12 protein-coding genes, 2 pseudogenes and 1 riboswitch are annotated in these 12759 nt (G+C 64.6%); of the genes and pseudogenes, 6 read left to right on the top strand and 8 right to left on the bottom strand.

Annotated features, from left to right (window positions below; translation table 11 throughout):
- Nucleotides 1-91: 91 nt before the first annotated feature.
- The 3 genes and pseudogenes from GFS60_RS05585 (at nt 92) to GFS60_RS05600 (ending at nt 5381) form a co-directional block, all read left to right on the top strand.
- Nucleotides 92-1444, top strand: a complete 1353-nt coding sequence (locus tag GFS60_RS05585) for an MFS transporter (RefSeq protein WP_159919501.1) — start codon at nt 92-94, stop codon at nt 1442-1444.
- Nucleotides 1441-3186 carry an FAD-dependent oxidoreductase gene (locus GFS60_RS05590; RefSeq protein ID WP_159919503.1) on the top strand — a complete coding sequence of 582 codons (1746 nt, stop codon included), beginning with the start codon at nt 1441-1443 and terminating at the stop codon, nt 3184-3186. Before GFS60_RS05585 ends, GFS60_RS05590 begins: the two co-directional genes overlap by 4 nt.
- Before the next feature lie 940 nt (nt 3187-4126).
- A pseudogene (locus GFS60_RS05600) lies at nt 4127-5381 on the top strand (ATP-binding protein).
- Between the two features lie 79 nt (nt 5382-5460).
- Here the strand turns inward: GFS60_RS05600 and GFS60_RS40300 are convergent.
- Nucleotides 5461-5819 (bottom strand): annotated as a pseudogene (locus GFS60_RS40300) (Sec-independent protein translocase protein TatB).
- A gap of 309 nt (nt 5820-6128) precedes the next feature.
- Between GFS60_RS40300 and GFS60_RS05610 the strand changes: the two are divergent.
- The gene (locus GFS60_RS05610) at nt 6129-6449 is read left to right on the top strand and encodes a MerR family transcriptional regulator (protein ID WP_109334879.1); all 321 of its coding nucleotides are present in this window, start codon (nt 6129-6131) and stop codon (nt 6447-6449) included.
- Between the two features lie 697 nt (nt 6450-7146).
- Nucleotides 7147-8109 (top strand): ferritin-like domain-containing protein, encoded by a 963-nt coding sequence (locus tag GFS60_RS05615; protein WP_159919507.1) that lies wholly within the window; start codon nt 7147-7149, stop codon nt 8107-8109.
- Nucleotides 8110-8167: 58 nt separating this feature from the next.
- Here the strand turns inward: GFS60_RS05615 and GFS60_RS05620 are convergent, their stop codons facing one another.
- From GFS60_RS05620 to GFS60_RS05650, 7 genes are all read right to left on the bottom strand, one after another.
- Nucleotides 8168-8512 (bottom strand): hypothetical protein, encoded by a 345-nt coding sequence (locus GFS60_RS05620; protein ID WP_159919509.1) that lies wholly within the window; start codon nt 8510-8512, stop codon nt 8168-8170.
- Nucleotides 8513-8606: 94 nt separating this feature from the next.
- Complete coding sequence (locus GFS60_RS05625) at nt 8607-9371, bottom strand: ABC transporter permease (RefSeq protein WP_159919511.1); 765 nt, start codon at nt 9369-9371, stop codon at nt 8607-8609.
- The gene (locus GFS60_RS05630) at nt 9368-10162 is read right to left on the bottom strand and encodes an ABC transporter ATP-binding protein (protein ID WP_159919513.1); all 795 of its coding nucleotides are present in this window, start codon (nt 10160-10162) and stop codon (nt 9368-9370) included. The genes GFS60_RS05625 and GFS60_RS05630 overlap by 4 nt, the downstream gene beginning before the upstream one ends.
- Nucleotides 10159-10551, bottom strand: coding sequence for a DUF1048 domain-containing protein (locus tag GFS60_RS05635; RefSeq protein WP_159919515.1), 393 nt, complete (start codon nt 10549-10551; stop codon nt 10159-10161). The genes GFS60_RS05630 and GFS60_RS05635 overlap by 4 nt, the downstream gene beginning before the upstream one ends.
- 2 nt (nt 10552-10553) lie before the next feature.
- Nucleotides 10554-10904, bottom strand: coding sequence for a PadR family transcriptional regulator (locus GFS60_RS05640; RefSeq protein WP_109327107.1), 351 nt, complete (start codon nt 10902-10904; stop codon nt 10554-10556).
- Between the two features lie 211 nt (nt 10905-11115).
- Nucleotides 11116-11919 carry an ABC transporter gene (locus GFS60_RS05645; RefSeq protein WP_109327111.1) on the bottom strand — a complete coding sequence of 268 codons (804 nt, stop codon included), beginning with the start codon at nt 11917-11919 and terminating at the stop codon, nt 11116-11118.
- 47 nt (nt 11920-11966) lie between these two features.
- Entirely contained in the window at nt 11967-12281 is a 315-nt protein-coding gene (locus GFS60_RS05650) for a DMT family transporter (RefSeq protein ID WP_159926901.1), read from the bottom strand.
- Between the two features lie 11 nt (nt 12282-12292).
- A riboswitch (guanidine-III (ykkC-III) riboswitch) is annotated at nt 12293-12357 on the bottom strand.
- Nucleotides 12358-12587: 230 nt separating this feature from the next.
- Between GFS60_RS05650 and GFS60_RS39895 the strand changes: the two genes are divergently transcribed.
- Nucleotides 12588-12710 (top strand): hypothetical protein, encoded by a 123-nt coding sequence (locus GFS60_RS39895; RefSeq protein ID WP_268962540.1) that lies wholly within the window; start codon nt 12588-12590, stop codon nt 12708-12710.
- Nucleotides 12711-12759: the final 49 nt, after the last annotated feature.

Consider the following 12759-nt stretch of genomic DNA (forward strand, 5'->3'; position numbering starts at 1 on the left):
CAAATTTACTACGTAGTCATTCAAGCACTGTGCCCCCTCAGTCGCAACCTGCCTTCGGCTCGCACTTCACTTCCAAGAAGGAACCCCACCCATGACTGTTTCGAATGTTCCAGCCTCGGAACCTTGTTCGGCCACCAGCCGCACCAGTCCGGTCGATGGCGAGGCCCCCGTATCGCCGCCGACCGGCTCGCGACGGGCAGCGATGGCCAGCACGGTCGGCGCGATCGTCGACTGGTACGACTTCTTCCTGTATGGGACGGCCGCCGCCCTGGTGTTCGGGCCGATGTTCTTCCCCTCCGAGGATCCGACCGTTGGTGTTCTCGCCTCGCTGGGCTCGTTCGCGGTCGGTTTCGTCTTCCGCCCGATCGGCGGAGCGATTTTCGGGCACTTCGGTGACCGGGTCGGCCGCCGGAAGATGCTGGTGATCACCATCTTGATCATGGGCCTGGCCAGTACCGCCATCGGTCTGCTGCCCAGCTACGCCGCCATCGGCATCGCGGCCCCGATCCTGCTGGTGAGCCTGCGCGCGGTGCAAGGCATCGCCGTGGGCGGCGAATGGGGTGGAGCTGCCCTGATGGCCGTGGAGAACGCGCCGACAAACAGGCGGAACTTCCTCGCCAGCGGGGTGCAGATCGGATCGTTCCTCGGCCTGCTTCTGGGCACCCTGGCGTTCTCGATCGTCGCCAACATGACCACCGAGGAGCAGTTCGATACATGGGGGTGGCGTCTGCCGTTCCTGGTCAGCATCCTTTTCGCCCTCGTCGGGCTCTGGATCCGCAGCGGCGTTCCCGAATCGAAGGTGTTCGCCGAACTCGAAGAGACGAAGAAGAAGCAGACCGCACCGCTGCTCGAGGCCCTGAGGACCAGCCCCAAGCAGATCCTCGCAATCATCGGGATGCGCCTGGTCGACCAGAGCACCTTCTACATCGGCTTCACGTTCTCCCTGGTCTACGTCAAGAACTACACCGACACTCCGCCGAGTAGCGTGCTGACCGCGTCGATGGTCGCACTCGTCCTCGCCGTACCGACCACCTCGCTGTGGGGACTACTCGCAGACCGGTTCGGTGCCCGCTGGTTCTACGTCGTCGGCCCGCTGTGCGCGGCCGCGGCCGGGATCCCGTTCTTCTCCGCTCTCGAAAGCGGATCGATGCCGATGATGATCGTCGGGTTCTTCATCCTGATCAACCTCGGGCACAACATCTCCGCGTCGGTGCAGCAAACCTGGTTCACCGACATGTTCGACGCCCGCATCCGCTACAGCGGGGCAGGCTTCGGCTACGCCGTCGCCGGAGCCGTGGGTGGCTTCGTGCCCCTGACCGCCACCGCACTACTCGGCGACAGCGGAGACTGGACTCCAGTAGCCATCTTGCTTACCGCCGCGTCCCTCATGGCACTCGCGGCTGGATTGTGGTCGTACAAGTGGACCGGGCAGGGCCGGCGATGACCGACACCCTCTCGTGCGATCTGCTCGTCATCGGTGCCGGAGCCGGTGGCCTCGCTGCAGCGGTCACCGCCGCCTACCACGGCGCGAAAGTCATCGTCGCGGAGAAAGCGGACGTCTGCGGCGGTGCCACCGCCTGGTCGGGCGGATGGATGTGGGCCCCGCGCAACCCCCTCGCGCGCGCCGACGGCATCGACGAGGACGTCGAGTTGCCGCGCACCTACCTGCAGCACCGGCTCGGTACGAACTTCGACGCCGCCAAGGTCGATGCGTTCCTGGCGCAAGCGCCGCGCATGGTCGGGTTCTTCCACGACAAGACCAGGCTGCAGTTCGTACCCGGCACCACCATCGCCGATATTCACGGCGGCACCCCCGGCGCCGGAACCGGACATCGATCGGTGGCACCCCGGCCGATCGACGCCTACCAGATTCCCGCCCCCGTCCGGGCGAAGCTGCGCTGGCAGCTCTACGAGACCTCGTTCCTCGGCATGGGAATCATGGCCGGGCCCGACCTCCAGGCGTTTCTGCACGCCACCCGCTCCCCGAAGGCCTTCGCGCACGCGGCCCGCCGCGTCACCCGGCACATCATCGACCTGGCCACCGCACGCAAGGGCATGCAACTGGTCAACGGCACCGCCCTGATCGGCCGGCTCCTGGCCTCGGCCGACGAACTCGGCGTCGACATCCGCGTTTCGTCGTCGGCGCGCACGCTGATCACCGACGACTCCGGGGCGGTGACCGGGGCGCAACTCGACTGCCCCGACGGCGTCGTTACCGTCCACGCCGCCCGGGGCGTGATCCTCGCGACAGGAGGTTTCCCGAGCAACATCGACATGCGCAAAAAGTACTTCCCGCGCACCCCGACCGGGCGTGAACACTGGACCCTGGTCCCCGACACCACCACCGGCGACGGGATTGCGCTCGCCGAATCTGCCGGTGGCCGACTCGACACCACCCTGGCCTCGCCGGTCGCCTACTGTCCGGTGTCGCTGGTGCCGTACCGTAACGGCGAAACTGGGGTGTTCCCGCACATCCTCGACCGCGGAAAGCCCGGGGTAATAGGGGTATTGGCGTCGGGTAAGCGGTTCGTCAACGAGGCCGACGGATATCACGATTACACCACCGCGATGGTCGACGCCGTTCCCGACGGGCAGGAAGTGTGCTCCTGGCTGGTTTGCGATCACCGCTTTCAGCGTCTGTATCCGTTGGGTATGTCGAAGCCGCGCCCCATCCCGATCTGGCCCTACCTGCGCTCGGGTTATCTGAAGAAGGGGCGCACTCTCACCGAGTTGGCTCAGCAATGCGGGATCGACCCCGACCAACTCCAGTCCACGGTCGCACTGTTCAACGATAATGCCCGACGCGGACAGGACCCCGAATTCCACCGCGGCGATACGATGTTCAACCGTGGCTCCGGGGATCCGGACAACCCGTTCCCGAATCCCTCACTCGCACCATTGGAGAAAGGTCCGTTTTATGCTGTCAAGGTCGTGCCGGGGAGCTTCGGTACCTTTGCCGGTGTTGTCACCGACGCTTCCGCGCGTGTGCTCGACGAATCCGACACACCGATAGCCGGCCTGTATGCTGTGGGCTCGGACCAGGCGAGCGTCATGGGCGGTCACTACCCCGCGGGCGGCATCAACATCGGCCCGGCGATGACCTTCGGCTACATCGCCGCACGACACGCAACAGGTGTCATGGACCTACAGGTGTTGTGGGGCAACCCAACCGACCGTCGCGCATAATCGGTTGGCGCCAGTTTTTGGTGGGAAGGCCTACCCTCCGACGCGGGAGAGGCAGCCCTGGCTGACCAGGGTCGAGACCGTCCGACGGGGTAGCGCACCACACTCGCACCGCTTGCCGCGGCACCATGGAAATTCATTGTCGTTGGGCGCCAAGCCTTTCCCTCGCTGATGCGAGGGGCCTCCTCAGTCCGGATCGGATTATTAACCTCATGAACTCTCGCCAGTATCGCTTGTGGCGCCAGAGGCGCCGCGCGGCTTGGATCGAAGCCAACCGCACACGCGGCCATCCCGATACCGAGGCGGAGCACCTCATAGAGTTCGCAAAGATGTGGGCGCCGTACGGGGGTGCTACGGAGGAGGAAATCCTGGTGCACTTCGGCATGACAAAGCGCCGATTCACAGAGCGTTTGTGGCAGGTGATCGCCGAATCGAACTGTGCCCAGGATGAGATACGCGAGCTGGCCAACTCGTACCCTCACCGGCGAACCGGCAACTCAGACGGATGACGGTCCTGCAGACCCGAGAAATTTACGTGGAGGTCAGCGCGGGTAGAAGGCCGGTATGCACCCTGGCAAGGTTGGTCGCGAGCTCGCGCTAAGTCAGTCTGCACGCGGCCAACGAGGCGGTGTCCCGACCACTGCGTCCGCGGTGGTGGTGCTCGAACGCCGGGACGACGAATGCGTCAATCACCTGGCCCGTCGGTGCAGCCGAAGTTGCATCTGTCTCGTCCACCGAGATGCGCTGGGATCGCTCATCGGGAGGAGAGCAGGTTCGGCGATCGGGCCCGGCAGATCGACCGGGCTTCAGTGTTGTGGCGGTGCTGGGTGGTGACCGCTGCGGCTTTGGGGTTTATGCTCGTTGACCAGCGCGAACCGAATTCTCGGTGTGGCGAGGTCGTGGCGAGGACGCGCGCTGGCTGACGAGTGTCGGGAGGCCGTCGATGGATGGTTGGGCTATTCGCGATTTCGTGCGTGAGGATCTGGAATCGGTTGTGCAGCTGGATGCGACCTCTCCGTCGACCCCGCAGCGTCCGGTGTCGCGATGTCGGACATGGTGACCGGTCTGCTGGGGCGGCATCCGGTGGCGGTGGCCGGTGATCGGGTGATCGGTGCCGCGGTGAGCCGGGTGGATGAGGATCGTGCCTGGATTCTCCGGATCTCCCTGGATCCGGAATGGCGGGGACTGGGGTTGGGGAGCGCACTGATCGCCGAACTCGAGCCCCGGTTGCTGGCGAAGGGGGTGCGGCGGGTGAGTGCTCTGCTCCCGGACGGGAGACCGGTGCGGGCGCCTTGACCAATTCCGGGTTCACTGCGCGGGCGGGCATCACCTATTACGAGAAGGTGGGAACGGTGTCCCCGCGGACGGCGGGGGTGCTGGCGCGGCTCGGTGGGGCGGTCCCACCTGCGGGGTTGCGGCGGCAGGTGGCCGGGATGAGCAAGGAGGAGACGTTGATCGAGCGGCGGATCGTGCTGCCGTTGTCGCGGTCGGTGCTCGCCGCCGAGCACGGGGTGGTGCCGCCGCGGGCGGTGGTGCTGTTCGGGCCGCCGGGGACGGGGAAGACCACGTTTGCGCGGGCGATCGCGAGCCGGTTGGGGTGGCCGTTCGTCGAGCTGTTTCCGTCGCGATTGGCCTCGAATGGGCGCGGTTTGGCTGCGGGGATCGGGGAGATGTTCGGGTCGATGGCCGAACTCGATCATGTGGTCGTCTTCATCGACGAGGTGGAGGAGGTGGCGGCCCGGCGCCGGCCGGAGTCGGATTCGGTGGGAGTGGTGAACGAGTTGTTGAAGTCGATTGTCGGTTTCCGGGAGCGGACGGGGCGGCTTCTGGTGTGCGCGACGAACTCGGTGCGTGACCTTGATGACGCATTCTTGCGGCACGGGCGGTTCGATTACGTGTTGCCTATCGGGGCACCGGATGAGCAGGCCCGGCATGCGTTGTGGGAGCGGTATCTGGTGGGGGAGGAGGTGAATGTTCCGGCGTGGGTGGCCGCGTCGGCGGGCTTTACTCCCGCGGATGTGGCGCATGCGGCACGGATGGTCGCGCAGACGACGTTCGAGTGCAGTATCGATACCGGGGAACGTTGTCACGCCGGTACGCAGGACTATCTGGGGGTGATCGGTGCGATGCGTCCGACCCTGACCCCGGAAATGCTCGACGCATTCACTGTGGATATCGCCCACTTCGCCCGAAGCTGATGCTTAGCTGAAGGTGTGCAGCGCGGTAGGTTGGGCATCCGCACGGTGTGATTCGTTGGCGGCACAGTCCGGTCAATCATCAAGTAGGGCAGGGTCGGTTGAACCCTATGTGGTGTCGTTGGCTGTCGGGGGTGTTCGTCCGCCGAGGCGTCGCTGTGCGGCTGGTTCGTGTGCGCCGGTGTGGTTCCGGACAGGAAGGGCCGTGGTTTGTGTTGAAAATGGAGTCGTCGCCGTCGAGTAGGTGCGTGGTGATCACGGTCTTCGGGGTCATGCCCCCCACTGCTGGAGATCGGCGAGCGCCTTACGTAAGTCCTCGAATGCTGGTCCCAGCGCGTCCTCGAGTTGTGTGCTGGCTCCGGTGGCGTAGTCACGGACCTGCCGCAGCGACCTCAATACCCACCCGATGGCCCCGGGAAGCCGTTCCGGTCCGAGGATCATCAGCGCGGCGACGAGCAGGATAGTCGGGCTGGCCGAGGCCGAAGGCTTCCTGCATGACCTTCGCGATATTGCCGAGTTTGTATCCGACCAGCCGGTCACCGCCTGCGATGGCGTGGTCGACGTTGATGCACCCTGGGCGATCCACTCGCCGATCTCGGCAGTCTGCTCACCTACTTTGGCGGACGACTGACGGGCGGCAACGCGCAAGCGAGCAAAAATCTATGCTCGCGGTCGCAGATTCATTTCATTCATCTGTTAACATCGTGGGGTTCCTTGAGAAGAAGGGAGCCACTTGTGGTGTTGGATGTCATGCCCCGGTCGCGTCGCGGGGTGTATGGAATAGCGGTCACATCGGAGTTGACCGGAATCGGGCCGCAAACACTGCGGCTGTACGAACGGCGCGGATTGCTGACGCCCGCGCGGACCAGCGGCGGAACCCGTCGTTACAGCGAGGAAGATCTGGTTCGCCTCGGACGCATCGCCGAACTTATCGAAGCCGGCATCAACCTGCCGGGCATACAGCGGATTCTCGACCTCGAAGCGGAGAACGCTGAACTTCTGGGTCGTCTGCACTCGGCTGAACATGGAGGCGACCGCCTGAAGGTCGAACGTGAAGAGGCAACCGCCTGAAACGGCGGTACGCGATCGATCGAACCGACAACCAGTAATCGTCACTGGACGGTTCTGCGGGCCGTTTTTTCGAGCGTCCAGCGGCTTTTCCGTTATGCGTGACACTGCAGATCACAAAAACATCTCGAATGCTGAGATGCGTGGGGTTGTCTATTCTGCCTGGTCATTCAGTGTTTTCGGAGTCGACTCCAGCCGGATGTCGCGCTGAGTTTGCGTCGCGGGGTTGAACTTCTGTCGTTAACCGATACGATAAAATCTATATCCGCCGGAGCAGATAAGTTACTGAGCAACATTGCGTCGGCGGTGAAACAGCGACACGCTGGCCGTGTAGAAGGCCGCGGCCGGCGTCGCACCGGAAACGCCAGTTCCGGTGTGTCAGCCCGAAGACCTCTGGCCCAGACTCGACGCAAGACGGGACCTGAACCATGACTCTCGCCGCACATGACGTTTTCCGCCCTCACACTTCCCGGCACGCAAAGACTGCCCACGGAACGCCCGACCGGCGCTTCTCGGTGGGAACCGCGTTGACCGCAGGCCTCATTGCAGCCGTACCCGCGGCGACTGTGACCGGTTCGGTGGTACTTGCCGCCGCTACTGCCACCTCTGTACTGATTGGAGTGATTCTGGCCGCATTTCTCATCTCGAGCGTGATCTGACCGATATTCGTCCGCCACATCAGCTATCGAAGGAGAAATATATGACCAGCACCACCACCGCAACGCTGATCACTCAGTTGCGTGCCGTTCTCGACCTCACCAACACCGAAATCCAGGTAGCAGAGACCCGCATCGCCCAGGCGCGCACCGAGGCTGTTCGCCGCGAACTCACGGAGAACGCCGCAAACGGACGTCAGCGCGCCGAGGCCATCGAACGGGCAATCCGCGACCTCGGCGGTGTGCCCGAGGTTATCGGGCCCTTCCTCGGACGGCTGGCTGCCGTGCTCAAGGCGATGGCCGAGCAGGCGCAGCCGTTCGACGAGGCACTCCTGGGCGACCTGGCCCTCGAACATCAACTCCTCGACCGTGCGCGTTACATCAAGGCGCTCGCCACCGTCGCGAAGGAGCCGGCAGTCGTCGGTCTCGCGGACCGACTGATCACAGCGCATTCCGCAACCGTGGACTGGCTTTCGACCGTTCTGGCCGAGGATGCGCTCGGCGGCCCGGCAGCGCTGCGGCGCACGCCGTTCCAGGCCGCTGCCGGAAGCACGATTCGGCTGCTCAACGTCCCGGTCACCTGGTCGGCGCGCGGAATCGATCGAGCATTGGACACGGCCCGCACCACACCGCCCCTGCTCAGTGCGTTGCTCAGCCGCGGCGCTCACGCCGGCGATGTCGCAGTCAAGACGTTGTCCGCCTCGCGTGATGCCGCCCTCGAAACTGCGGAGAGTGTGACCCGCCGGGAAGGCGCAAGCGGTGTCGCCGACGCCATCCATTCGGCTCGCGCCGCGGGTGGTGTCGTGGATCCGGGTGAGCTTCCGATCGACGACTACGACGACCTGAACGTGTCGCAGGCCGTCGCTGAGATCAGGGAACTCACCGATCCCGCCGATGTGCGCACGGTCGTCGCCTACGAGGAAGCGCACAAGAATCGGCACGGCATCGTCTCCGCCGCCCAAACCCATCTCGCGTCCATCGCGCAGGAAGTCGCCGGCATTCGCTGACGATTTTCAGAAGAATTCCGCCGGTCCCCACAGGGGGCCGGCGGAATTGTCGGTGAGGTCAGCAGGTGCCGGTTTTGGCAGCGTCGTAGGCCTTGACCATCTGATCCTTACGTTCTTGCGGGGCGTCTTTCCATTCCGGGGTGAGGGCCGACTGGTCGAAGAGGTCGCTCAGAGCCTTCGTGCGGTCGAACGGTTCGCCGCTCTGCTGCGCTCGGGCTTCGGCGCTGTTCGCGTACTGGAGCAGGCCGGCGCACAGGTCGGCGACGGCGGGAAGGTCGGCGGCCGCCGCCTCCGCCGCTTCGGTGGTTGCGCTCACCTCGGTGTCGGTGTCGGTCGATTCGGAACTGCACGCTCCCAGGAACAGGACGGCAGGGATCAGCAGCGCAACGATGGTTCGGGTCATGCGAAATACTTACCAGAGCCGCCGGCGACGCCGTATCGGCCGGTTCCCCTCGATTGGGGGAGTCGGCGTGGGTCTTCCGCGGAAGACCTCGTGCTCAGCTGATCTTGCGCCGGTAGATGGCGGTCGCGAAGGCGTAGGCGACAACGAGGATGCCGACCAGCCACCCGAGAGCGATCCAGATGTCAGTGCCGACGGGTTGCTGGGCGAACAGGGCTCGGATGGTGTTCACGACGTAAGTCACGGGCTGGTTCTCGGCGAACCATGCGACCGGTCCGGGCATCGAGTCGGTAGGCACGAACGCCGAACTGATGAACGGCAGGAAGATCAGCGGGTAGCTGAACGCGCTCGCGCCGTCGATCGTCTTCGCCGACAACCCGGCAATCACGGCGATCCAGGTTAATGCGAAGGTGAACAGGACCAGGATGCCCACGACCGCGAGCCAGGCAGCCACGGATGCTCCGGTGCGGAAACCCATGATCAGCGCGACGCCGGTGACGATCGTGACCGAGACCAGGTTCGCGGCCAAGGACGTGAGCACATGCGCCCACAGCACACTCGAGCGCGCGATCGGCATGGATTGAAAGCGCTCGAATATGCCGCCCTGCATGTCGAGGAACAGCCGGTACGCGGTGTACGCGACGCCGGACGCGATCGTGATGAGCAAGATGCCGGGGAGCATGTAGGTGCCGTACGACTGGTCGGATCCGGTGTCGATCGCGCCGCCGAATACGTAGGTGAACAGCAGCATCAGCGCGATCGGGGTGACCGCGGTAGTGACGATCGTGTCGGGGCTGCGGAGGATGTGCTGCAGCGAGCGGCCGGTGAGGACGCCGGTGTCGCCGAGGACATGGGTGGTCATCGGGCTTCCTTTCCTGCCGGGACGGTGGTGTCACCGACGAGGGCGAGGAAGACGTCCTCGAGGGAGGGCTGCTTCTCGATGTACTCGACCTTGGCGGGCGGAAGGAGTTGCTCGAGCTCGGTGAGGGTGCCGTTCTGAATGATGATGCCCTGGTGCAGAATTGCGATGCGGTCGGCGAGCTGCTCGGCCTCGTCGAGGTGCTGGGTGGTCAGCAGCACGGTCGTGCCGGTCCTGGCGAGTTCCTTGACCGTCTGCCACACCTCGATCCGGGCCTGCGGGTCCAGCCCGGTGGTGGGTTCGTCGAGGAAGACGATCGGCGGGTTCCCGATCAGGCTCATTGCGATGTCGAGCCGGCGTCGCATGCCACCCGAGTACGTCGTCGCCTTGCGGTTCCCCGCTTCGGTGAGCGAGAAGCGGGCGAGCATGTCGTCGGCTATCGCACCCGGATTCTTCAGGTGGCGCAGCTTGGCGACCAGCACGAGGTTCTCCCGGCCGGTGAGCACTTCATCGATCGCGGCGAATTGGCCTGTCAGGCTAATCGACTCGCGTACGTCGCCCGGTTTCGCCGCGACGTCGAAGCCGTGGATCGTGGCGGTGCCCGCGTCGGCCTTCAACAGCGTTGACAGGATTCGCACCAGCGTGGTCTTGCCTGCACCGTTCGAGCCGAGCAGCGCGAAGATGCTCCCCGCCGTCACATCGAAGTCGACTCCCCGCAGCACCTGCAAATCCTTGAACGATTTCACGATGCCCCGCACTCGGATCGCGGGTTCGAGCGCCTGATGGGTGGTCATGGCCGGTTCTCCGTTTCCGGCGCGTTCACGCCCTCGTCGGCGGCCTTGTCGAGGGCGTCCGTCAAACGCTTGCGCTCCTTGTTGATCCATTGGCCGTCCGAGTAGTTCTGGATGAATGTGTCTGCGAACTCGACTGGGTCGTCCCCGACGATGTCGCGGATCGGGGTGCCGTCGGCGGCGGCGCGCTCGATCAGGTCGGCGAGGTCCTCGAGCATCTGCATGAGCACATCGCCCTTGACGATCGATCCGGCGTACATGAAGTAGCGTTCGATCCCGTCGATCCCGGTTCGGTAGCTCGTGGGGAGCTGTTCCTTGCGGGCCTTGTACCGGCGCCAGCGCTTCTTGTCCTCGAACGAACCCGTGATGTGCTCGATCCATCGTGCGGCCATGATTACTCTCCTTCGCTTCGTGGGTGTTCGATGTGCTGGTGGAGCTGGTCGATCCGCTCTGCGAGGAAGGTCCACGTCTTCCAGAATTCTTGGAGGTACCCGCCACCATGTGGGTTGAGCGAGTACACCTTGCGCGGCGGACCCTTCTCGGACGGGACCTTCTCCACGTCGACGAGACCTCGCTGCTCGATCCTGACCAGCAGGGCGTAGATGGTGCCCTCGGCGATCTCGGAGAAACCCTGCTCGCGAAGTCGCGCGGTGATCTCGTAGCCGTACGCCGGCCGCGCGGCCAGGATCGCCAGGACGATGCCCTCGAGCGTGCCCTTGAGCATCTCGGTCATCTGCTTGCCCATCGGACCCTCCTTCCGACTACTCAGTGTTAATGACTACCGCTAGATAGTAACGCTGAATACCGTTCGCGCAAGAGGGTTGATGCAACGAATCCGGAAGGAGGTGTGGCGCGTTGAGGCTCCGGCGACTGCGGGCGTTGACGTTCGACGCGCAAGAGCAGCCCCGCCGTCAGCTACCTGTCGGATGGCAGGGCGAGATGTTTTTGCGAACGCGTCAGGCAGGACCCAGCGTGTAATCGATGCCCGGTCGATCGCCCTTGCCCTTGAGCCAGCGTCCAGGAAGGCGGCCGGCGAGTTCCCCCAGGGGGCCGACGGCTGCGCTCAAAACCGCGACCGTGTCCTGCAGCAGATCGATGCTCGCGCTCATCCGCTCGAGATTCGGCGCCAGTGCGGTCAAGGTCTCCGAGAGTGCGACGATCTGGTCGAGCGGTCCGCCCTCGGCGATCAGCCGTTCGAAGGCGCCACCCTCGGACAGCAGCGTGTCGAGGATCCCGTTCTCGGCCAGCGCGCGGTCCACGATGCCGCCCTGTGCGGTGAGTCGCTCGACGGCGCCGTCGGCGGCGGTGAGTCGTTCGAGGGGGCCTTGCTCGGCGGTGAGACGGTCGAGCAGTCCATCCTTGGCGAGTAGACGCTCGAGCGTGCCGTCTTCGGCGAGAACGCGGTCGAGTGGGCCGTCTTTCGCGAGCACTCGGTCGAGCGGTCCGCCGGGTTCGAGGAGTCGTTCGAGGGTGCCGCCTTCGGAGGTCAGCCGGTCGACCGGGCCGCCCGGAGCAAGCAGTCGATCGAGGGGTCCTCCGGGCTGGAGTGCTTGTCCGAGTGGCCTGTCGTTCGCCGCCAGTGAGGACAGCTGACTGATCATCTGCAGCGGGCTGCCGGAAGCGCCCATGCCGGTGACCACTCCGGTGCCTGCTACCGCTGTGCGCACCGTTGCCAAGGTGGCTTCGGCGATTCCGAGTCCGACATCGGCCGCCGCAAGTCCGGCGCGCACCGGGAGGGCCAGCAACGAGACCACGTTCATACGGTTACTGTAACCCGCGACACACAAGCATTTCGCGGCTCGGGCGCTCAGTGCAGGACTTTGAGTCCCACGACGCACGCCACGATGGCAGCGACCAGCAGAATCTTGACGAGCGATGTGTTTTCGGCGCCGGTCACCATCGCGAAGCCGACGGTAAGGGAAGCGCCGATTCCCACCCAGACTGCGTATGCCGTCCCGGTCGGCAGAGTACGCATCGCGAAGGCCAGTCCCGCCATGCTGAGGACCAGTGCAATGACGAATACGACACTGGGACTGATTTTGCTGAACCCCTCGGACCGACCGAGGGCGGTGGCCCAGACGGCCTCCAGCACGCCCGACAGCACCAGCACGATCCACGCCATGACAACTCTCCCGAGCACCGTCTTGTCGCTGGCCGGGTACGGTGCGCTCGTCCGGGTGTCGTATCGACGACCTTCACGGTACCGAAAGCTCATGCCGTGGTCTGAACGCAGTGGTCGGCGCGTGCAGGGAAACGCCGGGTAAGTCTCCCTCGTCTTGGCGGAGATTCCTTTTTGTGACACGGCGGGGAAACGCATTGTTATCGGTTCGGGGTCACGCCGTCGAATGCGCCGAATAACTCAGCGGATCGCGGCCTGCTTGTTTATTGTCGAGCACAATGCGTGAATTCCGTGCGCACTCCACCGACGATGACGAGGCATATCATGATGCTCGGACTGCTTGCCGCAATCAACAGCGCGTTCACACTCGGGATTGCCAACACTATCGGGACGTTCGGGGGAGTGGTTCTCAACCTGAACGTGGTCGGCTGAGAAACCGGTCGACGTCGACTGCTGTCGGACCGACAGCAGGACACCTACT

Source organism: Rhodococcus sp. WAY2, assembly GCF_009859915.1.
GTDB classification, from domain to species: domain Bacteria; phylum Actinomycetota; class Actinomycetes; order Mycobacteriales; family Mycobacteriaceae; genus Rhodococcus_F; species Rhodococcus_F oxybenzonivorans.

Excerpts from the sequence above, each read along its gene's own strand:
- GFS60_RS05635 (WP_159919515.1), bottom strand. The coding sequence starts at position 10,551 with ATGGCCGCACGATGGATCGAGCACATCACGGGTTCGTTCGAGGACAAG.
- GFS60_RS05625 (WP_159919511.1), bottom strand. The coding sequence starts at position 9,371 with ATGACCACCCATGTCCTCGGCGACACCGGCGTCCTCACCGGCCGCTCG.
- GFS60_RS05650 (WP_159926901.1), bottom strand. The coding sequence starts at position 12,281 with ATGGCGTGGATCGTGCTGGTGCTGTCGGGCGTGCTGGAGGCCGTCTGG.
- GFS60_RS39895 (WP_268962540.1), top strand. The coding sequence starts at position 12,588 with ATGACGAGGCATATCATGATGCTCGGACTGCTTGCCGCAATCAACAGC.
- GFS60_RS05610 (WP_109334879.1), top strand. The coding sequence starts at position 6,129 with ATGCCCCGGTCGCGTCGCGGGGTGTATGGAATAGCGGTCACATCGGAG.
- GFS60_RS05590 (WP_159919503.1), top strand. The coding sequence starts at position 1,441 with ATGACCGACACCCTCTCGTGCGATCTGCTCGTCATCGGTGCCGGAGCC.
- GFS60_RS05615 (WP_159919507.1), top strand. The coding sequence starts at position 7,147 with ATGACCAGCACCACCACCGCAACGCTGATCACTCAGTTGCGTGCCGTT.
- GFS60_RS05620 (WP_159919509.1), bottom strand. The coding sequence starts at position 8,512 with ATGACCCGAACCATCGTTGCGCTGCTGATCCCTGCCGTCCTGTTCCTG.
- GFS60_RS05630 (WP_159919513.1), bottom strand. The coding sequence starts at position 10,162 with ATGACCACCCATCAGGCGCTCGAACCCGCGATCCGAGTGCGGGGCATC.
- GFS60_RS05585 (WP_159919501.1), top strand. The coding sequence starts at position 92 with ATGACTGTTTCGAATGTTCCAGCCTCGGAACCTTGTTCGGCCACCAGC.
- GFS60_RS05640 (WP_109327107.1), bottom strand. The coding sequence starts at position 10,904 with ATGGGCAAGCAGATGACCGAGATGCTCAAGGGCACGCTCGAGGGCATC.
- GFS60_RS05645 (WP_109327111.1), bottom strand. The coding sequence starts at position 11,919 with ATGAACGTGGTCTCGTTGCTGGCCCTCCCGGTGCGCGCCGGACTTGCG.